The sequence below is a fragment of the Trichocoleus sp. FACHB-40 genome, assembly GCF_014695915.1.
GTDB lineage: Bacteria > Cyanobacteriota > Cyanobacteriia > Cyanobacteriales > FACHB-T130 > Funiculus > Funiculus sociatus.
In genome coordinates this window covers 1-24,247 of sequence record NZ_JACJPF010000056.1, presented here as the reverse complement: position 1 = coordinate 24,247, position 24,247 = coordinate 1, and the positions used below count along the sequence as shown (strand labels likewise).

Annotated in this window: 20 protein-coding genes and 1 pseudogene; 12 read left to right on the top strand and 9 right to left on the bottom strand. The window is 46.6% G+C overall.

What is annotated here, in order from left to right:
• Window positions 1-577: 577 nt before the first annotated feature.
• The 4 genes from miaB (at window position 578) to ndk (ending at window position 4,799) form a co-directional block, all read left to right on the top strand.
• Window positions 578-1,933 carry a tRNA (N6-isopentenyl adenosine(37)-C2)-methylthiotransferase MiaB gene (gene miaB / locus H6F63_RS12755; protein ID WP_190637859.1) on the top strand — a complete coding sequence of 452 codons (1,356 nt, stop codon included), beginning with the start codon at window positions 578-580 and terminating at the stop codon, window positions 1,931-1,933.
• A 347-nt stretch (window positions 1,934-2,280) separates the two neighbouring features.
• Complete coding sequence (locus H6F63_RS12750) at window positions 2,281-2,844, top strand: hypothetical protein (protein ID WP_190637857.1); 564 nt, start codon at window positions 2,281-2,283, stop codon at window positions 2,842-2,844.
• Between the two features lie 132 nt (window positions 2,845-2,976).
• Complete coding sequence (locus H6F63_RS12745) at window positions 2,977-4,086, top strand: D-alanine--D-alanine ligase family protein (protein WP_190637855.1); 1,110 nt, start codon at window positions 2,977-2,979, stop codon at window positions 4,084-4,086.
• A gap of 263 nt (window positions 4,087-4,349) precedes the next feature.
• Window positions 4,350-4,799 carry a nucleoside-diphosphate kinase gene (gene ndk / locus H6F63_RS12740; RefSeq protein WP_190421700.1) on the top strand — a complete coding sequence of 150 codons (450 nt, stop codon included), beginning with the start codon at window positions 4,350-4,352 and terminating at the stop codon, window positions 4,797-4,799.
• A 50-nt stretch (window positions 4,800-4,849) separates the two neighbouring features.
• On the opposite strand, the gene H6F63_RS12735 is transcribed toward ndk, so the two are convergent.
• Window positions 4,850-5,539: a DUF475 domain-containing protein gene (locus H6F63_RS12735; protein ID WP_190637854.1), complete on the bottom strand. Its 690-nt coding sequence runs from the start codon at window positions 5,537-5,539 to the stop codon at window positions 4,850-4,852.
• Window positions 5,540-5,789: 250 nt separating this feature from the next.
• Between H6F63_RS12735 and psaM the strand changes: the two genes are divergently transcribed.
• Both psaM and H6F63_RS12725 read left to right on the top strand, forming a co-directional pair.
• A complete protein-coding gene (gene psaM, locus H6F63_RS12730; protein WP_190421696.1) occupies window positions 5,790-5,885 on the top strand; it encodes a photosystem I reaction center subunit XII in 96 nt (31 codons plus the stop codon).
• A 71-nt stretch (window positions 5,886-5,956) separates the two neighbouring features.
• Window positions 5,957-6,472: a hypothetical protein gene (locus tag H6F63_RS12725; RefSeq protein ID WP_242019724.1), complete on the top strand. Its 516-nt coding sequence runs from the start codon at window positions 5,957-5,959 to the stop codon at window positions 6,470-6,472.
• A 52-nt stretch (window positions 6,473-6,524) separates the two neighbouring features.
• Here the strand turns inward: H6F63_RS12725 and H6F63_RS12720 are convergent, their stop codons facing one another.
• Window positions 6,525-7,238, bottom strand: a complete 714-nt coding sequence (locus H6F63_RS12720; protein WP_190637852.1) for a tetratricopeptide repeat protein — start codon at window positions 7,236-7,238, stop codon at window positions 6,525-6,527.
• Between the two features lie 410 nt (window positions 7,239-7,648).
• Between H6F63_RS12720 and H6F63_RS12715 the strand changes: the two genes are divergently transcribed.
• Together H6F63_RS12715 and H6F63_RS12710 are read left to right on the top strand one after the other, a co-directional pair.
• Window positions 7,649-8,116 carry a hypothetical protein gene (locus H6F63_RS12715; RefSeq protein ID WP_190421690.1) on the top strand — a complete coding sequence of 156 codons (468 nt, stop codon included), beginning with the start codon at window positions 7,649-7,651 and terminating at the stop codon, window positions 8,114-8,116.
• A 12-nt stretch (window positions 8,117-8,128) separates the two neighbouring features.
• Window positions 8,129-8,686: a glutathione S-transferase family protein gene (locus H6F63_RS12710; protein ID WP_190637850.1), complete on the top strand. Its 558-nt coding sequence runs from the start codon at window positions 8,129-8,131 to the stop codon at window positions 8,684-8,686.
• Between the two features lie 64 nt (window positions 8,687-8,750).
• Here H6F63_RS12710 and H6F63_RS12705 read toward each other — a convergent pair whose 3' ends face one another.
• On the bottom strand, window positions 8,751-8,888 hold the full coding sequence (locus tag H6F63_RS12705) for a photosystem II reaction center protein K (protein ID WP_190421686.1): 138 nt from the start codon (window positions 8,886-8,888) through the stop codon (window positions 8,751-8,753).
• A gap of 553 nt (window positions 8,889-9,441) precedes the next feature.
• Window positions 9,442-12,753: a CHAT domain-containing protein gene (locus H6F63_RS12700; RefSeq protein WP_199297985.1), complete on the bottom strand. Its 3,312-nt coding sequence runs from the start codon at window positions 12,751-12,753 to the stop codon at window positions 9,442-9,444.
• A 620-nt stretch (window positions 12,754-13,373) separates the two neighbouring features.
• Between H6F63_RS12700 and H6F63_RS12695 the strand changes: the two genes are divergently transcribed.
• Window positions 13,374-13,772, top strand: a complete 399-nt coding sequence (locus H6F63_RS12695) for a PPC domain-containing protein (RefSeq protein WP_347276793.1) — start codon at window positions 13,374-13,376, stop codon at window positions 13,770-13,772.
• A 78-nt stretch (window positions 13,773-13,850) separates the two neighbouring features.
• On the opposite strand, the gene cobS is transcribed toward H6F63_RS12695, so the two are convergent.
• On the bottom strand, window positions 13,851-14,630 hold the full coding sequence (gene cobS, locus H6F63_RS12690) for an adenosylcobinamide-GDP ribazoletransferase (RefSeq protein WP_347276790.1): 780 nt from the start codon (window positions 14,628-14,630) through the stop codon (window positions 13,851-13,853).
• A gap of 202 nt (window positions 14,631-14,832) precedes the next feature.
• Between cobS and H6F63_RS12685 the strand changes: the two genes are divergently transcribed.
• Window positions 14,833-15,282 (top strand): hypothetical protein, encoded by a 450-nt coding sequence (locus tag H6F63_RS12685; protein ID WP_190637921.1) that lies wholly within the window; start codon window positions 14,833-14,835, stop codon window positions 15,280-15,282.
• Window positions 15,283-15,527: 245 nt separating this feature from the next.
• Entirely contained in the window at window positions 15,528-16,625 is a 1,098-nt protein-coding gene (tgt, locus tag H6F63_RS12680) for a tRNA guanosine(34) transglycosylase Tgt (protein WP_190637846.1), read from the top strand.
• 68 nt (window positions 16,626-16,693) lie between these two features.
• On the opposite strand, the gene H6F63_RS12675 is transcribed toward tgt, so the two are convergent.
• The 3 genes from H6F63_RS12675 to H6F63_RS12665 form a co-directional block, all read right to left on the bottom strand.
• A complete protein-coding gene (locus H6F63_RS12675; protein ID WP_242019720.1) occupies window positions 16,694-18,622 on the bottom strand; it encodes a ShlB/FhaC/HecB family hemolysin secretion/activation protein in 1,929 nt (642 codons plus the stop codon).
• Between the two features lie 610 nt (window positions 18,623-19,232).
• A complete protein-coding gene (locus tag H6F63_RS12670) occupies window positions 19,233-20,006 on the bottom strand; it encodes a DUF928 domain-containing protein (protein WP_190637845.1) in 774 nt (257 codons plus the stop codon).
• Between the two features lie 428 nt (window positions 20,007-20,434).
• On the bottom strand, window positions 20,435-21,589 hold the full coding sequence (locus H6F63_RS12665; RefSeq protein WP_190637843.1) for a DUF928 domain-containing protein: 1,155 nt from the start codon (window positions 21,587-21,589) through the stop codon (window positions 20,435-20,437).
• A 381-nt stretch (window positions 21,590-21,970) separates the two neighbouring features.
• Between H6F63_RS12665 and H6F63_RS12660 the strand changes: the two genes are divergently transcribed.
• Window positions 21,971-23,665 (top strand): transglutaminase domain-containing protein, encoded by a 1,695-nt coding sequence (locus H6F63_RS12660; RefSeq protein ID WP_190637841.1) that lies wholly within the window; start codon window positions 21,971-21,973, stop codon window positions 23,663-23,665.
• Between the two features lie 455 nt (window positions 23,666-24,120).
• Here the strand turns inward: H6F63_RS12660 and H6F63_RS12655 are convergent.
• Window positions 24,121-24,247 (bottom strand): annotated as a pseudogene (locus tag H6F63_RS12655) (ISKra4 family transposase); the annotation flags it as partial.

Genomic DNA, 24,247 nt, shown 5'->3' with positions numbered 1-24,247 from the left:
TGTTGCAGATTTTCAGAGTGTTTTTCAACTGCATGTAAGTTTACCGCTAAGCCAGTAACTAACAAACTTGAGAATAAGATGGAACTGTAAAGGCGCATAGTAGATGTCTCGTCAGAGCTTCTATTGCCTGATTCGGACTCTTTGATGCACTATCAGGATAAAATCCTGAAATCGTTTGCCTGATGGGGTTCCGAAATGTCAAAAATTATTTTTTAATGCGTAGAATAAACACTTGACAGTTCGGCTTACCGTATTTTTTTATCAGAATAAAAAATCCTATATTTTTGCTTTGAGGCCGCGATGCTTTAGCTAGAGCATTAAATATCTTCGCTAGTAGCACAGGCAGCTAAAGTAGGGTAGACATTGCCAGCTATAGCATTCCTAAATGATTCGTGAAGCCGAGATACCCGACTTACATAAGTCGGGTATCTGAACCCCTGGATTGCTATATACAAATTGGCTTCGCTAAAGTTTTGTGTTTAAATAGGCTGCGGGCGACCAACCTGGATTCTCTGGATAGGTAAGATATACAAAGAGATATAAAGTTCCCATTTCCACGGATTTGTTTGAGCCATCCATGACCACTTCTCCCCGCCGCTATCACATCACCACCTTCGGCTGCCAGATGAACAAAGCCGACTCAGAGCGCATGGCTGGCATATTGGAAAATATGGGCTTTGAGTGGTCAGAAGACCCCAACGATGCCAGTCTGATCCTCTACAACACCTGCACGATTCGGGATAATGCCGAACAAAAGGTTTATTCCTACCTGGGTAGACAGGCAAAGCGCAAGCAAGAGCAACCTGATTTGACCCTGATAGTTGCTGGTTGTGTTGCTCAGCAGGAGGGAGAGCAATTGCTGCGGCGGGTGCCAGAACTAGACTTAGTTATGGGGCCACAACACGCCAACCGCCTTGAAGATTTGCTTCAACAAGTCTTTGACGGGAATCAGGTGGTGGCGACAGAAGAAGTCCACATTATGGAAGACATTACCAAACCGCGCCGCGACAGCAAGGTGACGGCTTGGGTGAATGTTATTTATGGCTGCAATGAGCGCTGTACTTACTGCGTCGTTCCTAATGTCCGGGGGGTTGAGCAATCTCGGACTCCAGAGGCGATTCGCGCCGAAATGGAGGAATTAGGCCGTCAGGGGTACAAGGAAGTGACCCTGCTGGGTCAAAATATTGATGCTTATGGGCGGGATTTGCCTGGGGCGACAGCCGAAGGTCGTCATCAGCACACCTTGACAGATTTGCTTTACTATGTGCATGATGTGCCGGGGATTGAACGCCTCCGTTTTGCTACCAGCCATCCGCGTTATTTCACAGAACGCTTGATTCGCGCTTGTGCGGAATTGCCCAAGGTGTGCGAACTTTTCCATATTCCCTTCCAGTCTGGGGATAACGACATTCTCAAGGCAATGTCGCGGGGTTACACCCAGGAGAAATATCGCCGTATTATTGATACCATTCGGCGATATATGCCGGATGCGGCGATAAGCGCTGATGCGATTGTCGGTTTTCCTGGGGAAACAGAGGAACAGTTTGAGAATACGTTGCGGCTAGTTGAGGATATTCGCTTTGACCTTCTGAATACTGCTGCTTATTCCCCGCGTCCGGGTACGCCCGCCGCGTTGTGGGAAAATCAGCTGAGTGAGGAAGTCAAGAGCGATCGCTTGCAACGTCTCAATCACTTGGTTAATGTAAAAGCGGCTCAAGCGTCGCAGCGCTACTTTGGACGCATCGAAGAAGTGCTGGTAGAAGACCAAAATCCCAAAGACCCAACTCAGGTAATGGGACGCACGCGCGGCAATCGCCTTACCTTTTTCACAGGTGATATTAACGAACTCAAGGGTAAAATAGTGCCGGTGAAAATTACCCAAGTTCGCCCTTTTAGTTTGACAGGTGAGGCGCTATCAGTCGCTTGCTGTTAGCCGCCTATCCTAGCCAGAGAGTAAAATTTACTCCCACAGCGCCTTAACCTCAATGCTCTATGAGCCAAGCCCACGCAACGGGAGGATAAATATTAGACTCGCGTTGCGTCGGGCTAAGTTTGTAGAGCCGCAACTTTAGTCGTTGGGCATTCTTACAATAAATGTATAAATACACTTCACCTGGCGGAAAATATTACTCTTGACCAGAGGAAGACATTTGCCTATTTTCCACGTCCGGGGTCAGAGCAGGAAGCAGTTTTGCATCTGTTTTGAAGACTTAGGGCTAATTTGCCAGGATTACGGTTTCCAGCTAAAGGGCAATATGGTCAAAGAAAAAAGTTAATCAGATGAAAACATTTGTTACATTGTGGAAACTCGAAGTAAACTCCCGCCTCCCACTCCTGCGACGGGACTTACAAGAAGCGGTTTATCTTCCCCCTCGCTTAGCTTACGCCTTATACAACACCCTGATATTGGTGTATTGGTCGGCAATTGCGGCTGGTAGCGTCGGTTGGTTAGCTTGTCGCTTTACTTACTTACTCGGTGTTAGCACTCGTCAATTCCTGCTTCCTAAACAGGAACCGCTTCAGCTAAAGAGTAAAAAAACCACTCTTCAGACTCTAACCCCTACGACACCAATCACGGCTGCAAAACCCACCCTTCAAGCTGCTGTCACTCCACCAGTCCCCGCAGCAGAACCAGTTAAGGCTCCAGTCACAACTGTACCTTCCGCAGTTGAACAGATCGCAGTCGGCGAACTGACGACGACGGCGGCGCAAAAGGTCAAAGCAGCAAATCCTGATAAAGTTGTCTTGGCGCGGCCTTGGGGTAAAGGATGGCGGATTGCTGTTCTGGAGCCAGAAGAAGCTGCAAGTATCCAACATCCTTGGAAAGTGGTAGTGCGTTCTTGAAGGCAACTAGCGATCGCATTCTTCCCGATTGGTGCTATGAATCTTGCTAATTAGGTTTTAAACAGCTGGAGGTCGTTGTAGCCGTCCAGCTATGATAGGCTATCGGCTCTGAGGAGTGCCAAGGAGAAAAAAATGAAAAAATTGCGGGTTGGGTTGCTGTTTGGCGGTTGTTCCGGAGAACATGAGGTTTCGCTCTCATCAGCACGAGCGATCGCGCAAGCTCTAAGTGCAGACCAAAATACCGGAAAGTACGAAATCTTGCCTTTCTACATCCGCAAAGATGGACAGTGGCAAGCCGGGGAATTGGCGCAACAAGTTTTAGAATCAGGAACACCCCTACAATTAGAAACTTCAACTCCTGATTCCCCATCTGCAATCGCCAGTAGCGAAATATCAACCGCCAACACGCAACAACTCAACCGTTGGCAATCTCCCTCCCAAGCTGCTGAGATAGATGTCTGGTTCCCCATCCTACACGGCCCTAATGGGGAAGATGGCACGGTTCAGGGAATGCTGAAATTAATGCAGGTTCCCTTTGTGGGAAGTGGGGTTTTAGGTTCCGCGATCGGGATGGACAAAATTGCTATGAAAATGGCTTTTGCCCATGCGGGAATACCCCAGGTGAATTATATTGCTGTCAATCGGTCGCAGGTGTGGTCTAATCCTTGTGTTTTCCCGAAACTCTGCGAAGAAATTGAAGGAACTCTGGGCTATCCGTGTTTTGTGAAGCCGGCAAATTTAGGCTCATCGGTGGGAATTAGCAAAGTGCGATCGCGTACTGAGTTAGAAACTGCCTTGGATAACGCCGCCAGCTACGACCGTCGCCTGATTGTAGAAGCTGGTGTTGTGGCGCGAGAAGTAGAATGTGCTGTTTTAGGCAACGACAATCCCAAAGCTTCTGTCGTGGGAGAAATTACCTTTCAAAGTGATTTTTACGACTACGAAACTAAGTATACTCAGGGAGAAGCAGATTTGCTGATCCCCGCACCCTTACCAGATGCGATCGCTACTCAAATTCAAGACCTGGCTCTGAAAGCTTTTGCCGCCATTGATGCTGCTGGTTTAGCACGGGTAGACTTTTTCTATGTCGAAGCCACAGGCGAAATTCTAATTAACGAAATCAACACCTTCCCAGGCTTCACAGCGACGAGTATGTATCCCCAACTATGGGCAGCAAGTGGTATTTCTTTCCCGGAATTGGTCGATCAGTTAGTTCAACTGGCGCTAGAACGACATACCTAAACCAATCTCCTTGCAAGCTAGAGCCTGGGAACGATACACAAGAAGCTCTGCCTCTTACTAAAAATTAAAAAAAGTTCACAATTGTGTGAGGCGAAGCAGTGCTTGGCTAACAAAATCTTCATTCCCAGTCTCTAACTGGGAATGAAAAAGGTTTTCGCCAAGGTACGCCAAGAAAAAGCTATCCTCGGTTGTCCTTTGCGTTTAAAAGCCTTCTAGTCTAATCTAAGTTTTGTATCAGTTTGTGAAATTCAAAGGAGATAAACTTGGAACGGACATTTGTCATGGTTAAGCCGGATGGCGTACAGCGCAACCTTGTAGGTGAGGTCATCCGCCGTTTTGAAAGCAAAGGTTTCACTCTCGTTGGGTTAAAGCTAATGAGTGTTAGCCGCGAACTGGCAGAACAGCACTATGACGTTCACCGGGAAAGACCCTTTTTTGCTGGTCTGGTCGAGTTTATCACCTCTAGTCCAGTGGTAGCGACGGTATGGGAAGGTGAGGGAGTTGTAGCATCAGCAAGAAAAATTATCGGTGCTACCAACCCGCTGACAGCAGAACTGGGTACGATTCGCGGTGATTATGGAGTTAGCATTGGTCGCAACCTCATCCACGGTTCTGATGCTATCGAGACAGCACAGCGGGAGATAAGCCTCTGGTTTAAAGATGAAGAACTCGTCAGCTGGAAACCAAGTTTGACATCTTGGCTGTACGAGTAAATAACTAATGGCTAATGGTAATTAACCATTAGCCATAATTTTTTTCCTTTTTATTTTTGAGTTTCCGTGGGAGTTCGCTGGGAAAATCCCCAGGTAAATATGATCGCAATACAGGAGATCATTAACCAGTCTGGTGCATAAGACTCCAGGTTAAAGGCTCTCAATAGCAGTCGCAATCCCACCAACGCTACTGTAATGTAGCCAGCATCCTCAAGATGCACAAATTCATCTAGCCAGCGGATGAATAATCCCGCCATGAACCGAAGCGTAATCACCCCAATCGTACCTCCGGCGATAACAAGCACGGTATCTTTGGAAACAGCGATCGCTGTCGTTACGCTATCGAGGGAAAAAGCTAGATCCGTAAAGGCTATTATCGGAATTGCCTGCCAAAGGGAAGTAAAACGAGGCCCATGATTTTCCCCTTCTTCCCCCTCATCGGAACTAAAGTATTGGAACACCAGCCAAAGCAGATACATTGCACCTAGTAGCTCAAACTGCCAGAACTGAACGACCCAGGTTGCTGTCAGAATCAAGGTGATTCTGAGGATGTAGGCAACTGCTAATCCGAAGTTGAGAGCGCGACGTTGGAGAGTGCTATCTTCTAAGCCTTGTGCAATAGCTGCTAAAGCGATCGCATTGTCTGCTGACAGCACCGCCTCTAACGCCACCAGAACTAGCAGTACCAGGGGAGCTTCAATTCCTACATTGAGCGGAGAGTTCAGGATGTGGTCTAGCATTAACGCCTGTTTAAACTGGAAATATCAAATTAAAAGCAATAATTTCAAGGCTAAAACGTGCCAAAATGATTGCTATCTTAATTAAGCTTAACCTTTGTCGGGAAAGTTTAGACGAAATCAACGATGCTGTGCAAACATATGGGTTAAAATTTTTAGGCTTGTGTGTTGCATCTTGTTACAAGATAGTTATAGTAGGCATGATTTAGCCGAAATTGTTGAACTATAAACCTGAAAAAGGAGTTTGTAAACAATGTCTATATCAGATACCCAAGTCTTTATTGCTTTAGTTGCCGCCTTGATTCCCGGCATCCTGGCAATCCGCTTATCAACGGAACTGTACAAGTAGCGATTAGGGACTGGTTGTACTAGGGACTGGGAACAGATGGGAATAGGGGAGCAGGGAAAGACTTGGGAGCAGTGGGGAAAAACGTTGTCCTCTTTGTCCCCAGTCCCCAATCCCCAGTCCCCAATCCCCAGTCCCTATTCCCCAGTCCCCTATTCCCCAGCCCCTATTCCCTGTCGCTTATGAATGCAATTGAACCCACAAGACCTCCTCTGCAATCGGTACCACAACGGGCGGTTCCCCGGACGCAGCGACAACAGCGACGCCATCCCAATCGGGGGACGCTCGTGGAAACCACGGCTAAGTTAACTGTAAATATAGTGCTTTCATCGGCGGCGATCTCCGCGCTGGCGCAACTGTTGCCTTATCATATGTCCCAGCAAGCAAAGCTCTCGGACATTCAAGAGGAAGTGAAACGCACAGAAAAACGTGTCAACCGCTTGAGTGATAACTTCAGGCGTTATTTTGACCCGCAGCAAGCCAAGAGCGTTATGCAGGAGCAAAGCCATCGTGTAGACCCCTCTCAGCGTCAAGTGGTCTTGATGGATAGCAGCACGACTGAAGAAGAAGAATTGAAAATGGCAAATTAAAAAAGGGCAATGCCTAATTTTTAATTTTTATTTTTTAATTTTTAATTGTTCTTCAGGCGATCGCAGGTTTCAGCAACTGTATCATCCAAGTTTCGACGACCAGGCGCAAGCGTCCAGCTGCACCGGATCGGGAAAGCAACGCCAGAGCCTTCTGGTAGTCCGCGATCGCGCAGTTCCAGTCACCCCTCAGTTCGTAGGTGCGACCGCGTTCTGCATAAATGTTACCTTCCAGCTGTCCTAGTCCCATTACTAGGTCAAAATTCTCTAGCGCCAAGTCGTACAATCCCAAATCCCGAAAGGTGATACCTTGGTTAATCCAAGCGCGAACATTGCCGGGGTTGAGATCCAGGGTCATCTCATAGTCAGCGATCGCTTCTGCCATCTGTCCCACCGAAGCGTAGTAGTTGGCGCGATTGTTGTAGGCGCTGTCCAGGTAGGGATCTAGTTCCAAAGCTCTGTTGTAATCAGCGATCGCTTTTTCCTTTTGACCGCTCTGAAAATAAATTAGCCCTCGGTTATTGTATTGGGCTGCACTCATGGGGTTGCGCTCAATTAAAGTTGTCAGGATAGCGAGCGCACTCTCGTAATCGCCTTGTTGTGCTTTTTCCTTTGCCTGAGAGCGCAGCGAACCATCCGACTCTATCGCGTGTCCGACTGATACAGATTTGACTCGAAGTAAACGTCTTGGAGTTGCGCCAGTCGATGAGATCGGATAACTGTGTTGGTGTCTTGCTTGGTCTTGACAGTGGATTGCGCGAACGTTCATATCATTTTCAAAGGTATCTTGGACTTATCTGGAATCACTTTATCGCCTTGCTTTAAGTCGCTGCCTTGCTTCTGTGTCACTTAAGTAAAGCGTCTGGCAAGCGGTCGATTGACACCCAGACAATCCAATTAGGCTTGGATGTCCTTTAAATACCTACAGCCCCAATCCACAGCATTACTGAAACCTCTACAGACAAACAAAGCGATCGCTTTTTATCTGTCCAGAGAAACCGTTTATTATGTGAAGCTTAAGCGATTGGCATATAGAGGGATTGGGGAGGAGGTGACTGGGAATTGGTTCTGTGGTACATATATCCCTTGCCTATCCTCTTCCCCTCTAACCCCATCTGGTAGAATGCAAGCGATGATCAAGCTGTGTTGGTGTTTTGAATCTTTAAGGAAAACAACTTTATGACAACTGCAACTTTCTATCCCAACGCCCCGGATCTATGCGAAGATGACTACCTGCTGCTTGGCTTAGCCACTTGCTTCTACAAGGAAGATGGCGAAGTTCGTGAAGTCAAAGTAATTGAACCCATCCCCTCAGCCGCCCTAGAAGCGATTCTCAAAGGAATTCCCACCTCATACCAGATGGCGATCGCTACCACGATGGGCGCTGTCCTCACAGAGGATAATACACTCACCCAGCCCGCTGATTTTCCAGAAGAGGCGCAGTTTAGTGATGAGTTTGCTTTTCGCGCGATCGCATCTGCCCGCACTTATAAAACCCACCCAGAAGCCCAGTCTCATATCCCTGTAGGAACAACCCGCACCGACTTTAACTATTCCATAGAACGCAAGCGGGTACTGAATGCTCAGCGCGTTGTCCGCAAGGAAGACAACGTAAAACAACACTCCCATACTCACAAAGTTCTTTAAGGTTTAACTATCATGTTGAAGCTCTACGGAGGAGCGTTTAGTCGCGCGTCAATTGTCAAGTGGTATCTGGAAGAACTTGGCATTCCTTATGAATTTGTCATGCTGGATATGCAAGCAGGCGCTCATCGACAACCAGATTATCTCGCGATTAATCCTATGGGGAAAGTCCCGGCGATTGTGGATGGGGATTTTCAGCTTTGGGAGTCGGGGGCAATTCTGCTGTATTTAGCCGAAAAGTACGGCAAGATGCCATCTTCCCTAGAAGAAAAAGCAAAAATTACTCAGTGGGCGATGTTTAGCAATGCCACACTAGGGCCAGGAATTTTTGTGGAAGCCAGCCGGGAACAGGAGATGCCCAAGTTGATGCAACCGCTCAATGACATCTTAGAGCGGCAACCGTTCTTAATGGGAGACGAATTCAGTGTAGCCGATGTAGCAGTTGGGTCAATTTTGGCTTACATCCCAATAATGCTAAAGCTGGACTTGAGCGAATATCCAGCCGTTGTGGACTATATCAAGCGTCTTTCAGAGCGTCCCGCTTTTGGCAAGGCAATGGGGATGGGCGGTTAAACAAAAATAAAGGATGTAGAGCTGCGCCCTACATCCTTTATTTTTATAAAGGGGAATTTGGGGTTTAACGGAACCCTACAGCAGCTTGCCAAACGAAAGCAAGCAATAAGAAGAACACGGGGATGATCGGGAGAACGTCTACCAACGGATCAAAGAAGGAGTAAGCTTCAGGCAGTTTTGCCAATAGCAGTGCTGCTTCCATATTTAAATTTACCTTTCCAACACAGTTTTCAGAATTGACATGGATCTTAACACGATCTAGCTTACATCTTCCTGGTTTTGGATGGTTAGAAGCAAATTTTATCGGAAGCGATCGCCTCTTGCCTTTGCTTTTAGTTCTTCACCCGGACAGGCCTTGCCCAACCCTGCCATCTGCGGAGATGAAAGCCTTTATCCTGGTAGTGGTAAACATATAATGATAGCCAGATATGGTTAAGCTTTTGAAATCTCTGGGATTTATATGCCAACTTGTCCCGATTATGGCGTTTAACATTCTGTTAAAAATGGTCGGATACACAATATAAGCTAATATTTTTATGCCGCAACTGTGGCAGATAATTTGTTAAAAATTTTGACAATAAGTAATTTCACCTTTTATTAAAGGTTTAATTGATAAACTTCTCCCAAAAAATTGGCTGCCATTACCTGTGGCATACTGCCTAACTTTTTATTGATTGGAGGAATACAAGTTGAGAACAATTTCTTGTGTTAAAAAATAAAAAATTATTCGATTTTTTATTTTTTTGCCTTTTTGTTTACCAAGGATTTCCAATCATCGTGAAAGCTGCCCAATAATAAGGATCAGACAAACTTTGATTTCCCAACTTGGCTAGTTCCGGCGTTAACGGTATCTCACCATCAGGAGTAAGCAATTTACCATTTTGGATGCGTATTTGCCCCTTGATCATTGCTATTTGCGCCTGTCTTAGCGCCTCCGCCTTCACGGGAGCTTTTCTCAATTCTTCGTAAAACTGGGCCATTAGTCCCAAGCTTCCCTGATCTGACACATACCACAAGCTTGCTAGTGCCGACTTCACCCCAGCTTGCACCGCCAACCCAGCAAAGCCCATCTCTGCCTGTTCATCACCTAACGCTGTGCGGCAGGCACTTAGTACCAGCAAATCTACCGGAGGGTCATTCCAGCCCACCTGCGGCAGCTGGTTCAACGACAGCTTACTGTCCCACAATTGGATGTATGAGTTGCTAGGATTACCTGGCTGAAATTCCGCATGGGTTGCTAAGTGAACGATTCTATAAGGTTGTAGGCGGCGCTGGGTGTTGAGATTTTTCAGAGTGAAGCCGGTGTTGAGGAAGGATTTACCAGGCCACAGCTGAGGCGTAATGGCCAATAATTCTACTGGTACAGCGGGAAGTGGCTTTTGGTCAGTAAATTTTGATGCCCCCATTGCCAAGACTTGCGCGTTTGCTATGTCGCGGTGTTCGGTGTTGCTGAGGCTGAGACTGGGCATCAAGCTGACGCTGTATTGCTCCACCAGAAACTGTTCACCATCATGCAGGGCAGCCAAGGGAATAGATCGCAACCCGGTGTCTGGCACGAAGACAATATTCTGAATGCCTCTAGCTTGCAAGTCGGCTTGCAGGGGGGCGATGATCCATTTATAGAGTTGTTGGGCTGAGGAAAGGTAGGTGGGAGTTCGTTTGATTTTGATAACTTCGCTGCGAAATTGATCGGCGGCTTTGATAACTTGCGATCGCGTAATTCCAGAAAGCTGCTTGCGAATTGGTGTTCCCTGTGCTGTTACCAGCACCACTTCAAGCTCATCACTCGAATTTTGTGTTGATGATTGGGAATTGATGACAAGCAAATCCCCCTTTTCTTCCCCTTTCTCTATCTCCCCTTCGGGTGGAATATCTGGGGTAGCAAAAGAAATATAAATAATCGCTGCCCTTACGCCTGTTTCTCTTTCAACTCTCTCTAGAGTTTGACGGGTATCTAGTAGAGAATTGACACGAGTAGGAACATCTTTTATTCCCAAATATTCGGCAAATTCGCGAGTATAGTTGTCTTCTCTTTCAGTGACTAGGGCATCAATTTCAATGTTTGGAACATTCTGCGGTAGTTGTAATTTTTCCTCTTCATCGTTGTCACCAACCAATTCTGTTTGGTTTAGTGTTTGATTTGGAGTAGGGGTAACAAATTGAATATTTCCTTGCCCACCCCTACCTGGAAAAGATTGAAAGGTAGTAATTGGGGATTGCCCATTAGTAACTGCCCCCAATGTGCCGTTAGCGGCGGGATTTCCCACTAAAAAGGGAACTAACCTGGAACCGCCGCCGTGCCGGATAGCGATCGCACCTCCCCCAACACCTCCGGCATTAGAAATACTTGCTAACACACCATTTTGGTCTAAAAAACTACCCCCAGCCCGGAAAAATTGCTCTGTCGTAATATCAACATTTCCCCCCGTGCCGTTAGTTCCGCCTTGGGCATTGATAGAGGTAACTTGGATATCCCCAACCGGATCGAGGAACACCGATCCACCATTACCAAAAGCCGAACTAGAGTTGATAACATCAGCATTGATTTGGTTGCGAGCTTTTATCGCGATCGCGCCTCCATCGCCCAAATTTGCAGATGAGTTTATCGCTCCGGTAATATTAATTCTTCCTGCCATACTATTAGGCAGATTGTTACTATTTTGGTCAAGAGCCGTCAGACTAATTGCTCCGCCATCAGCAATATTTGACGACGAGTTTATCGTTCCTGCAATATTAATTGAACCTGTTTGACTTACAATATTAACATCGCCACCATCACCCGAATCAGAATTAGTAAAAATTCCGCCTCCAGGCGAATTCAGAATATTAATATCGCTAAAAGCGGACATAGTTACCGAACCAGCAGCATTATCAGCGAAAGTGGTAGAAGTATCAATTTTTCCTAATACTGTAATGCTGCCAGTTGCAGACAAATTGACAAAACCACTCACTAAAGGCGGCACAAAATCAGGTTGTACTGCTTGTCCCACAACATCCCGCACCACAACATCACCAGCATTCACCCGGATGCCAGAACCAACAAGTTTCACCTCTCCAGCGCTGTTAACAGTTAATTCGGTAGCATTACCGATGCCCCCACCAGTTAGCAACTGGGGTAGGAAAAGGGGGAGGGAAGCAGAGGGGGAGCGAGGAACAGAGGCGGGGAGGGGAGTAACTTCCAAGCTTAGCGGACTTCCCGGCTGAGAGATACGAACCATACTCTCGCCTCCTACAGATGCGATCGCGATATCATCGCCTGGTGCCGTCAGACTACCCAGTGAGACAACGGTGCCACCAATCAGGCTAAGATTTTGTTGAACAGCTAGCTGCGCCAAATTGACAATGGCTCCGGGTGTCTGAGGAGTCGTGAAGGCAAAGGTGCGGGGAGTCCCCACCAAAGCGGCATAGTTATTAGATCCGGTGGCATTAAACCATCTTATAGAGGCGGGATTCATCGCGTCTGGAAAACCAATCGCATTCGCAGTGGTAGCGGTGAAGCTTCCTGGTATATTCAAGCTGGCTCCTGCGCCAAAGATGATACCAGCAGGGTTCATTAAAAAGAGGTTGGAATTGCCGCTAACCTGAATTAAGCCGTTGATTGCCGAGCGATCGCCTCCTACTACTCTCACCAGAATATTCTCAATAGATGGGCTAGAGAGAAAGTTGGCAATCTGGTCTTGACTAAGCCCAAACTGGGTAAAACTGTGGAAAAGATTGGCGCGATCGCTCGATCTAGTGCCGCCATCGATATCGAAGCGGTTCCCCTCAGGTGTCACAATAGTTCCGGTACCATCAACTGCCGGAACTATTGACTGTGCTGCTGCTGATGCGGGAATCAGGGCAAAAAACAAAGCTGCCAAACTTTTAGCTTTGCTTCCCTGAATATTTAGCGAAGACAGGGAAAACCGAAATTCCCAGCTTTTTTTACCACCAATTGGGGATTGGAGTATAGGCGTAGGGCGAGACTTTTCTTTCAGCCCCCAGCCCCCAGTTCCTTTTAGTGCTACCAGCCACAACTTAATTCTTTTTTTAGCTAATTTCATGGTGCCGATTCTGACAGGAAACACGCCCTTGCTCTAGTTATTAATTTTTCTACGCTAGCTTCCAAAGAAGTATCTGCACACCTGATGCAATTGTGCCATGACTACACTATAAGTAGTGTTTTAGATATTATCTAGCTGCCGTTTAAAATGTTTACCAGTCTAAATTGATACTTTTAATCTGCAACGGTTTACTGTATCGTTTTGCCCGTAAAGGCAAATTAATGGGGATAGGAAACGACTAAGTTTCACCGCCGCCTCTTATAATGGACGGGCTTAACCCTAGTCAACAGGAGTTTGGTCAATAACCCATCCCCTTTAAGGTATAAGCTGGTTAACTAGCTCTCGTTGGGCAAACCTCACCACTCTGGAAAAAACCCTAGCCTTGTGGTAAAACCCACAAAGTAATAGCTTATGCAAGTGTTTCTGGTTGCTGACCCTCGAACCAAACTACTTATAAAGTAAGCGACAGAGCTTTTGTCCAGATGTCCTGCATAAATTAAAACGTAAAAACATTCTTTGTTTGGGAAGCGGTACACCCCGCCCCGCTTTCCTGCCAACCCCGAAAAGGGATGGATGTCTAGCGGGAAGCATTATGACCAACGATGAAAGCAATTAGATGGCACCACACCCCAATTGTTCCTGCAATGCTTGTTCTGTGTCTTGGCGCTGTATCAGCCAGAGCGCAAAATAAAGTATATAATCCGATTCCTGTACTAACAAACAACGAAGTTGCCGACACGCTTACAGAAAAGGATATTCCTACTGGTGAGGGAGGCTTTGCCCGTGACTACTTGGTGAAGTTGAATGCTGGAGATCAGGTGGCTATTGACTTGACCTCAGATAACTTTGACTCGATTGTTACGCTGATGGCTGCTGATGGTTCCACTGTAGCGGAAAACGATGACGGTCCAGACGGCAGCACAAATTCTGTGCTGTTTTCCCGAATTAGCGAGACTGGTTCCTACATTATTCGGGTTCGGGCTTTTGGAGAAACGGGCGGCGGGTCTTTTAAGCTGAAGATAACGCGCCTGAAGCCTATCTAACGATTTTGGATGCCAGGATTTTGTATTGCTTGGGTTGCTTATGAGTTACAAACTCCTTCAGGTTAAAATCTAAAATCGTTAGATTGTGGTGATTAGGCACAGTAACAAAGCTTCTGTCCATTCTACGACTGCGCCGTAGGTATCTCCTGTGTGTCCGCCCAGCTGCTGGTGAAACCAAGCACCAGTTAAAAGCGCGATAAGGCATCCTGCGACTGCCATGATTACCGCCAATAGAGGGCGAGTGGGTGACACAATTAGCTGTAATCCGCTTAAAAGCACTAGTAACACCAATCCCAGCAAGATATCCTGGGGGGCGCGAATAAACTCTTTATGAAAAGCACCTTTGCCACTAGGTTTGAGATAGGGATAACGAGCGATCGCTACCACTTGCCCCCACCGACCCCATCCCGCTACTGCCATCAGCGCTAGCCAGCGGTTAGATTCAATATCTGTCAGGGCTGCTGTTTTTAAAAGTATCAGTGCGATGGCTGCGATCGCGCCAAAGGCACCAGTCGCACTATCCGTCATCACCTCTAAACGCCGTGACGGATCTTGCACTGCCAGCCCATCAGCGGTATCCATTGCCCCATCTAAGTGTAAACCTCCGGTGATGGCAATCCCCATCACTACCACTAAGGCTGAACGAGTCAGTACGGGTACGCCCAGCTGTTGCCAACAGACATCGCAAAGCGACAGAAGCGCCCCAATTAATAAGCCTACTAGCGGAGCATGGCGGGCAATGCGCTGAAATTCCAATGTCCAGCCCGCAGGAAGGGGTATACAAGTATAGAACGCGATCGCCCCCAGTAGCGATCGCCAAAACGAAGAAACTTGAATCACAAAAGATACAAAAGACACTTCTTACTTTCCGAATACAAATTCAGTAGATTAGCGTAGGAGCAGACGATAAATGTTGGGCTAAGATTGTCTCGTAGCAGTTCGATCTCGCGCATAGCGCCTATGGCGTTAGATTATTTAGCTACCTGCTTCCCCAAGTAGGAAAGCATCTACTACGACCAGACAAGATCGGGCTGGTTTGAACTAAAGGCTGTTTCCCATGATGAGTCACGACCAATCTCCGCCCAAGCTACCAGCTCCCTGTATAATTGACTTCGGCATTGTCGTTAATAAGCAAGATATGCGGCGACTGCTGGCTGATTTAGGCCGCGTCCGCTACATTCATAGTCTTGATGGCAACGTTCAGAGCCAGGGAGAAGGGTATGTGCTGGATGTATTTGCTGACGATCAACGGTCTACGATGATTGCCAACCAGGCAATTTATCTCAATGTCTACAGTTTTGATTATCTGCAACTGCACCAGTCCCCAGATCAGGAATCTTATTTTGACTTGATTCAAGACCATCGTCAATTACGTTTGATACCGCTTTCTAACCCACTCTTAGAGCAAGCCACTCCTAGCATAAATGCCGCCGCCTTAGAAGCGATGGTAACGCAAGTGCTGTCTGCTAAGTGGGATGTCCAATTTGATGACGATGATTGCTCATTCTAAGTAGTTGTTAGCCATTAGTGATTAGTCATTAGTTATTAGCAACAATCTAATAACTAATAAGTTTGATTGTCAGTCGTTAGTCATTAGTTCGTAACAATGAACTAAAAACTAAGGATTAAAAACTTTTGCTAGTGGTACTGGCTAATACCATTTTGCTTTCCGGAGATACCATTTTTGTCATTTGTCCAATGCCTGACAAATGATAAATTATTGTGACAAGTTAGAACGCGATTTGGTATAAGTAAGTGGGATTTTCTTTTAAATGTCAGGCGCGTTGTAGCCATTCCAAAGCACGGGCGGGAATTTTTTCCACACCTCATGGTTTGGTGGAAACTCCTAAATTTATGCCTGTGGGAACTCTAGCGACTGTCAAAGGTATAACAGCCGCCCAGTTAGAAGCAACAGGCGCTCAGATGGTGCTATCGAATACCTATCACCTCCACCTGCAACCAGGGGAAGGGATTGTGGCGGGTGCTGGGGGGCTGCATCGGTTTATGGGCTGGAAGAAGCCAATGCTGACAGATTCTGGCGGCTTCCAAGTGTTTAGTTTAAGCCAGCTACGTAAAATTACTGAAGAGGGTGTAATATTTCGGTCGCCCCGCGATGGGCGGATGATTAACCTAACGCCGGAGCGTTCAATCCAGATTCAGAACACTCTAGGAGCGGATGTCATCATGGCATTTGATGAGTGTCCTCCTTACCCAGCTGAACGCTCAGATGTGGAGGCAGCAACAGAACGGACTTACCGCTGGCTGGAGCGCTGTATAAAGGCTCACCAACGTCCAGATGAGCAAGCTTTGTTTGGAATTGTTCAGGGTGGTGTCTATTTAGATTTGCGCGTCCGTGCGGCTGAGTCGTTAGCAGCGTTAGATTTGCGGGGATACGCGATTGGCGGCGTGAGTGTGGGGGAACCAGCGGAACTGATCCACCAGATTGTAGAGGTGACTGCGCCAGTGCTACCACCAGAAAAGCCGCGTTACCTGATGGGTGTGGGGACTTATCGGGAAATGGCAAGAGCGATCGCATCCGGTATAGATTTGTTTGACTGCGTGATTCCCACCCGTTGGGCGCGTCACGGGACTGTTGTGGTAGGGGGTGAACGTTGGAATTTGAAAAACGCTCAGTACCGAGAAGATTTTACACCCCTTGATGCCAGTTGTCCCTGCTACACTTGTCATAACTTCACCCGCGCTTACTTGTGTCATTTAGTGCGATCGCGTGAAATCTTGGGTTACACCTTACTCTCAATTCACAACATCACCGAACTAATTCGCTTTACCGAGAAAATAAGAGAAGCAATTTTAAGCGATCGCTTTACCGAAGAATTCGCTCAATGGCTATGATACGCCAACCGAGGAGTTAAACATTGACTTTCTCGTTCCCAGTTAGACGCTGGGAACGAGAAAGTGTATCAAAGTTGATAGTTAACGCTGAAATAAAAACCCTGATCTTGAGCATTTTCGCCTCGGTCATCAATATTAACTAAGGGAATGCCGTAGTCTAGCCTAATATTCAGCTTGGGTATCGGTTGCCAGATTAACCCTAAGCCGACACCTGCTAAAAATCTTTCATCAGGTAATGGGTTGGGGTTATCATCCACATTCCACACCCACCCCAAATCTATAAAAGGGGCAACCTGCATGATAGCGGCTCCGGCTTCGTCTCGCTGGACGGTAATCCGGTCTTCAATAGAAAATCTCACGCCATTGTCAGCAGCACGGACATTTTGCCTGTAGCCGCGCAGCGATTGACCGCCGCCAATTACAAATTGTTGGGAGGGTAACAAACCACTGGTCGATAGCTGGACATCTGCCTGAAGAATTAAAAAGTTATCGTTATTCAGGACTTGTACTCGCTGGATTTGGCCCAGCCAGCTCAAGAAACGACCATCGGGAACCGGATCTTCATTCACAGTAGCATCGAATAATCCGGTGCCCAGACTAAAGAGCGATCGCAACGCCCATGCACCCCTGACATCCCGACGTAGATAATCTTGTCCAAACTTAACCACGCTGGTGCGGCTGACACCATTTTCGTCTGGCCCAAATCCGAAAGGAGTCGGCCCCGCAAAGGTGAACGTCTGACCATCCTGATAAGTAAAGCCTAAAGAAAGGGCAAATTCTTCTCGCGGTGAGCGGATTAACGGCTGTCGATAACTAATTTCGTAAACTTCCGTCTCCCCCCGAATGTCAAACACATCAAAGGGACGTTGGGTAACTTTGTTGCGATTAGGTGCTGCTCTCAGTTGCAGGGTACCGTTCATAGCGTTGAGTGGTATTCGATAGCTGAAGTCGAAAATATCAGCGCCACTAGTCGTCGTATGGTAATAAGAGCCAGCGATTTCATCCCCAAGCCCAGTTACGTTGCGATAACGCAGGTTGACTCCCAATCTTTCTGAACCGACACTGGGAGGCGAGTAGTTGTCAACGCCTAAGCTGGCTTCTAAGGGGTTGGCTTCGGTGACGCGCACCACGAGAATACTTTGACCAACCCCACTTCCAGCCCGGAGGCTGGCTTCTATGTTTTTAAATAGGGGATCGATACGCAAAAGCCTTAATTGGTCTTCCAGCTTGCCTGTATTGAGAGGTCTACCAGCCCCCAGGCGCACCCTGGAACGGATGTAATTTGGATTCAAGCGGCGCGTTCCTTCTACCCTAATTTCTTCTAGGGTGCCTTCGATGACGCGAATTTGGACGACACCATCGGTAACGGCTTGGTCTACAAGAATTGCTCTTGAGGTAATGTAGCCTTGGTTTAGGTACAGCTGAGTGATGGCATCGGCAACGTTTCTGAGTTCTTCTAGGGTGACAACGCGCCCCTCAAATTTTTGGGTGATGGCGTTCAGTTCATCTTGATCAAAGATGGTGCTGCCGATGACTTGAATTTTGTTAACTTGAAGACTGTCTGAGGAGGGCGCTGTAGTGGGTGTCGGGGTTGGTGTTGGCGTCAGTACAGGTGGCGGTGACTCTTGGGGCAGGGGTTCTGGGGTAGGTACAGGTTGCGGGAAGCGATCGCGATTAGGATCGGGCTGGGGCGGAAGCTGAATAGATGGTGGTATCTGCGGCGCTTGCACCAGCCTCTGTTGAGAACCCTCTAAAGAAGAATCAGGGATCAACAATGAATCGGGATCTTGGTCTTTGTCCATCTCGGCGCTTGGGATCGTCTGCATCGTCTCCCATTCGCTTTGTAAATTTAATCCATCTAGCACTGGTGCTTCTATGGTCGCAGCATTCGCACTGCTGGTAGCAACACACCCCAACAGCGTTGATACGCATACACCAAGGGCGATCGCGTCCTCAATTAACACTCCACACCACAACACTTTAAACCTTGATTGCATGGCAACTATCTTCCCCACACGTTTAATCCGCTAAAAACTTGTACAAATACCATGTTTTTGTCATCTCAACTGGATTTTCCTCGCTAAATTTCAATTGTCTTTTCATTGCTTCTTACTCCGTTGCTCAAATGTACTGATAGCTTTATGGCAGTAGCAATGGTAGTTTAAGCAAAAAATAAATGAATTGTATTATTTAGCACCTTTGCCAGAGAGATTTTATGGCATAAGTTGTGTCAGGCTGGATGCCTGTGCCACCAGTTAAGTGTTTAGATATAACTGACGGTACTATGTAGTAGCGATCGCTAACGCTTCACGCACAAATCTATTCCACAACTTCACCCAGTTTTACTCAGCTAATACTATTTTCCTTTTGATGTGTTACGCAGAGATCCCCCCTTGCCCTTCTCCATCGAAGGGTTTGGGGGGATCTAATTCCATAAAAGGGAAAAAGCAAAAGTTAAGAATTATTTTGCCTTTTACATGAGCACCTTTTGACTTTTAGAGGGGTTTGGGGGGATTTTTAATTCTAAATCAAAAAATTGAATTTTCTTTTCAGCCCCGCTATTTAGAATATCCTGGGTGGTGTCATCAGTGGCAATGCCTTGGGCTACTAATTTTTCGGCGATGGCTGGGAAAGCGTCGCGTTGTTACTCGGTATCGGGCTAATGGGAACTAGAGGCTCAGTTGCCATGTGTTCCAGCCCAACTGCCTTCAAGAGTTTTGCCCATTCAGATGATACGGCTGAATCTTTCGGGTTTGACTGGCGCAAAGCTGCTAGAGTATTCAAAGCGTCGAACCAAATGCCCGATTCTGCATAAATATCCGGGCGATCCTTGAGTGTGGCTTGCTTTAAATTATTATTCAGCGTGGCGTTGAGTGGCACACGCCGAATCCACCCTTCTACAAAAATATTAGGCGATCGCTCTAGCGGATTGCACAGTATCGATAAGAACCAATGATAATTCTTTCCAACTTCTAGGGGTGGTACATCAGCTGACACTGGGACGCTGACGCTGACAATACCTGACTTTCTAGGCATCATAAAAGTTGTTGCATAAATCTCTTTCTCGTTTCCATCCCTTAGCACAAACTCCACTGGCAGGGGCTTGGCTTGGGGAGGCATTGCCGGCAGATAAAATAATAAAACTGGATTTTGAGCGACTGTAAACCCAATGTTGTTAGCGGGGATAAGCGCAGTTAGTGGCTTTTTTGCTATGGGACAGTTCCCGCCACGCGTTCCTCCTCCTTCCCGTCGTCCTGGTGCGCTAATGTTGACTGGAGGTTCGTAATCAGCAACTAACAAGCGCTGTGGGATTGCGTGGGCGCTTTTTGGCTCCAGTGTGCCTAACAACGTTGAGAAACCCGTCAGTAGCACCAGTTCCATAGATAAGGCTATGGATTTTCTTACAAGAGGGGACTTCATCCAGGCCATAACAGAATTGTTCTGTGATAATTTTGAGTTTTGAATATTTAGGGGTAAACCCCTAATACCATTTGAGATTTTGGCTCGTGAAACCCTAGCCTGTAGGGAGCTTCAACAAATCGATATGGTATTGCTTTCCATTGTGGCGCTGTCTTTTGCGGCTAGAAAATACTATCTGTAAAAGGCAGTTATTTGACAATTGAAGAGCCGATGCGTGTTAGGAAGGGCGGGTATAGCACTCTGAAATAGTTGAAGCTGTTATGTATTTAGTTTTCCAGTTTGAGAGCGATCGCTTTCGGGAGTTGGGAAAAAGTTAGGAGTTAAGAGTTAAAAGCTCCTTTGGCCTCGTAACCCATAACTCATAACTTTCTTACAGAGGCGATTTTATGTTAATTCGGACTAGGTGCGCCCTGAGTCAGAGGCTCTTTAGCAACCGGGTCTAAGACTGCTGATTTGAGCAATTTTTCCCAAGCATACTCCAAATTACGATCGTTGGGACGCAAGCGGCGTAGATCCATCAATGTTTCCAGCGTCTCATACCAAAAGTTAGCTTTTGCATACAGAGCAACGCGCTCCTGTAAACTTGCCTGCTGGAGTTTATTACTAAGCTCTGGGTCTACGGCGACGCGCTTTATCCACCCCCAGACCGCTATATCTTGTTCGCGGTCTTTAGCATTACAAATTACGTTCACTTCCCAGTAATATTGCTCGTCCTGCCGTAAGGGTGGAACATCGGCGGAAGCAGGCAGTTGCAAGCTCAAAATGCCAGGAGTGCCTTTGATGGCAAATCTATTTTTGTAAACCTCTTTGCCGTCTTCGTCTTTTTCTTTCAGCACAAACTCCACCTCTTTGGCGGTTGTTGGTGGCATATACCAAAAGAAACTTGGATAGTCGGCTGATGTCAGACCCACGCCCACTGACCCATCACCTGATCTTTTGGGGATCAAGGCGGTGAGTTGCTTACTATTATTCCCGACAAAATTATTACTATTATTGACCATGCAACCTCCGTTGCCGCGTGTTGCACCCTGTTCTCTGCCGTCAGGGTTGCCACGCTCTGGCGGCGTGTATCCCCAACTATCCGGAAGGCTGCGACTGAGCGAGGAAGATTGTGATTGTAGTTGTGCCTGTGCGGGAACGTTCAGAGCCAGTCCCAGCGAGAAGGAAACAACTAAGGTTGTAATGCTTGAGTAGCGTTTAATCTGAGCCATAATAGAATTGTTTTCTGTTGACACTTTCCAAGGCTTTAGCCGTGGGATGTTCGCTTCAACGAGTCCGTTTAACAAATTGAAACTGTTTCCAAGTTGCCTGCGTGGTTTATGTCCCTGTCGGGGCGTATTGTCATAATCCCCTAATTTTTTCTCTAGCGCAGTGTCCGGTGTCGATGCAAAAACTCTCTCTACTTTGATACCTGAAGAGTCTAGCACTCCAGGTAGTTTTGGCTGCTGAACCTGCACTCCCTGACGTTGGAAAGGTCTGTTTAACAATCTATCGCTAGATTGATGTTGCTTTGGAGCAGCAAGGCGGTCTGATTGCGTGTCCATAATTATATCAAACCATCTAAAGAAAATATCTTTTTCTTTTCAAACATCGACTTGTAATCTTTACGCTTGTTACAAGAATCCCCATTAGGAGGGATTTAGGCGCAATTAAGCCATCTCAAAATTAGCTGGGTCATCATTTATGTATGATGCCCTGAGGGTCGCCTGAGTTCCCAATTGACACAGACCAATAAGATATTACTCAGGTTCGCACAGAGGAATTGTCTTGGTTGCAATTATGGTAACTTGGGCTGCTTTCTTAGGGTCAAACCAATTTTAGATTGGCCTTGAATCCATCATCGGAGGTAAATAAACTCCGATGAGGCAAAATCGCTCAGACTCGGCTTGGTGTCCACTCCTACATTATCTTCACTGAGATTTAAGATGATTCCTAATTCAGCGTTACAAGTCAAACAGAATCCTTGGCGGCGGACAGTTAGACCGATTGGAGCCTCCGCTTTGCATGGCATGGCTTTTCGGAAAGATGCGCTGATCGCTATTGACGCTTTTAGCGGATATCTTCTACAAATTGACCCCAAGAGCGACAACACAACTATCTTAAATGCTAATCATCTGCCAGATTTTCTGGGTGTGACTGGCTTGGCCCTTTGGGAAGACACTCTTTGGTGTACACAGGACGATAGTGTTTTCTTTTGTACAGATGCACTTAATGCGATCGCAACAACTGATTTGACACCGGAACAATTTGTTACGTTGTCCTACCCTGCTAATGGTATTGCTGTTGCAGAATCGACGGTTTACATTACTTCTCGGAAGTCTGGCTATATTCTAGTTTTTAGCCGGGAGACAGGTAAACAGATTGCCCGGTTTCCGGCACCTGGGGTTGGGGTAGAAAACATTACGGTTAAGGATGAGGAACTTTGGGTTTCCGATGATATTGAACAGACGGTTTACTGCTTAGATCGGGCTACGGGGCAAATTAAATTCAGTGTACTGACTCCTTTTGAGCGTCCGACGGGGTTGGCTTTTCACACTGAACCGGAAACTGGGCAAGATATTCTTTATGTTGCTTATGCGGGTGAGGAACCATATATCCGCGATAATCCGAACGCTGACCCCAATTTTGAATTAGCATATCGCGATCGCACGTTTATCCACCCGCTGTATTTTCACTACAACGAAGCTGAAGGCTATGCCCTCTCTAATGGCTATTTGATTGAGATGTCCTATGTTGAGGAACTTTCCCCCCTCGACAATGTGGAGTTAACAGATGTCGAATGGCGAATTGCTTTGCCTTCGGAAACTCATCGGCAGAAGGTAAGGACAATTGAATGGGTGGGATTGCCTTTCACTGAGGAAATTCAGGACGGACAGCGCGTGGCTGTGTTCAAATTTGACAGTTTGAAAACAGGCGATCGGCATATATTCGGTTGGAAAGCTTTACTAGAAGTCTGGAGCATCAAATATCGCCTCACACCCAGAGATGCCGAAAAGCTCCCGGATCTGTCGCCATTGCAGAATAAATATCTGGTGGATGATGACGACTTGGCAATGGACACAGATATTATCCGCAGTGCTGCTAAGGAGGCAATTGGCACTGAAACTAATCTACTGCGGAAAATTTACAAAATTCGCAACTTTACTTACGATGCTCTCTCCTACGGCATTAAACCTCACATTGATCCCCCAGATGTTGCTTTAGAAAGGGGTGTTGGTTCCTGCGGCGAATATCTAGGTGTTTTACTGGCACTGTCACGACTCAATGGGATTGCTTGTCGCACTGTTGGGCGCTACAAATGTCCTCCCCATCCTGAATTAAAGAATGTGCCGTTGCAACCGGACTTTAATCATGTCTGGATGGAGTTTTATTTGCCTGGTTTTGGTTGGTTGCCGATGGAATCAAATCCTGATGATGTTGTCGATAAAGGCCCTTATCCATCAAGGTTTTTTATGGGTCTTTCTTGGTATCACGCTGAGATTGGCAAAGGTATCACGTTTGAAAGTTTGATGAGTGGGGGTGAGAGAGTTAATAAGCAGGCAGTTTCTATTGGGGATTTAGCTCTGAATCATGTGATATTCACAATTCTGGAGGAATTACAACCCGGAGCGGAAGGATGAAGAATCAGGGATGATATCATTTCCGGTTAATTACCTATAACTAAGAGGAACCCGGAACCCCTCTAGAAAGAGCGGGCAGGGAATGGCAAGGCTGGGTTCTTTTATCACGGGTAATCAATTGGGCTTGATATGAATTGATTTATCCTTCTTTATAAAATTACTTAAGTAGGTAGGGCGCGTGACTTATCTACTTTTTTTATTTTAAATTTCCTGATATTGCCCGCATAGGTCAATGCTGAAACTGGCACAAACTTTTCCTGATATTCAAGTATCTGCATAAATAATAACTTAATACTAAATTTGCGCCTTTCGACAGCAACAGGCAATTATTTTAAATAAATTTATAGTTTTAAAGAGGTTAAATTAGTTGGAGCGTTATAAGAACTATTGTAATTAAGACAAATCATGGATATGTGAGATATCAGGGGAGCATCCCGGTTTTGCGCTTTTGAGCATCAAACGGATATTAATCCGTTAAGGTAGGCGCACCGAAGCTTAAGCATTTGATTAACATTTTTCATCAACCACTGCGCTCCTGAAATTTTCAACCTTCTATCAATTTGTTTTACTGCCGACTCTACA

Excerpts from the sequence above, each read along its gene's own strand:
- H6F63_RS12750 (WP_190637857.1), top strand. The coding sequence starts at position 2,281 with ATGAAAACATTTGTTACATTGTGGAAACTCGAAGTAAACTCCCGCCTC.
- H6F63_RS12705 (WP_190421686.1), bottom strand. The coding sequence starts at position 8,888 with ATGGAAGCAGCACTGCTATTGGCAAAACTGCCTGAAGCTTACTCCTTC.
- H6F63_RS12695 (WP_347276793.1), top strand. The coding sequence starts at position 13,374 with ATGCTTGTTCTGTGTCTTGGCGCTGTATCAGCCAGAGCGCAAAATAAA.
- H6F63_RS12670 (WP_190637845.1), bottom strand. The coding sequence starts at position 20,006 with ATGGAACTGGTGCTACTGACGGGTTTCTCAACGTTGTTAGGCACACTG.
- miaB (WP_190637859.1), top strand. The coding sequence starts at position 578 with ATGACCACTTCTCCCCGCCGCTATCACATCACCACCTTCGGCTGCCAG.
- H6F63_RS12710 (WP_190637850.1), top strand. The coding sequence starts at position 8,129 with ATGTTGAAGCTCTACGGAGGAGCGTTTAGTCGCGCGTCAATTGTCAAG.
- H6F63_RS12660 (WP_190637841.1), top strand. The coding sequence starts at position 21,971 with ATGATTCCTAATTCAGCGTTACAAGTCAAACAGAATCCTTGGCGGCGG.
- H6F63_RS12715 (WP_190421690.1), top strand. The coding sequence starts at position 7,649 with ATGACAACTGCAACTTTCTATCCCAACGCCCCGGATCTATGCGAAGAT.
- H6F63_RS12675 (WP_242019720.1), bottom strand. The coding sequence starts at position 18,622 with ATGCAATCAAGGTTTAAAGTGTTGTGGTGTGGAGTGTTAATTGAGGAC.
- H6F63_RS12720 (WP_190637852.1), bottom strand. The coding sequence starts at position 7,238 with ATGAACGTTCGCGCAATCCACTGTCAAGACCAAGCAAGACACCAACAC.
- psaM (WP_190421696.1), top strand. The coding sequence starts at position 5,790 with ATGTCTATATCAGATACCCAAGTCTTTATTGCTTTAGTTGCCGCCTTG.
- H6F63_RS12745 (WP_190637855.1), top strand. The coding sequence starts at position 2,977 with ATGAAAAAATTGCGGGTTGGGTTGCTGTTTGGCGGTTGTTCCGGAGAA.
- H6F63_RS12685 (WP_190637921.1), top strand. The coding sequence starts at position 14,833 with ATGAGTCACGACCAATCTCCGCCCAAGCTACCAGCTCCCTGTATAATT.
- H6F63_RS12735 (WP_190637854.1), bottom strand. The coding sequence starts at position 5,539 with ATGCTAGACCACATCCTGAACTCTCCGCTCAATGTAGGAATTGAAGCT.
- H6F63_RS12665 (WP_190637843.1), bottom strand. The coding sequence starts at position 21,589 with ATGGACACGCAATCAGACCGCCTTGCTGCTCCAAAGCAACATCAATCT.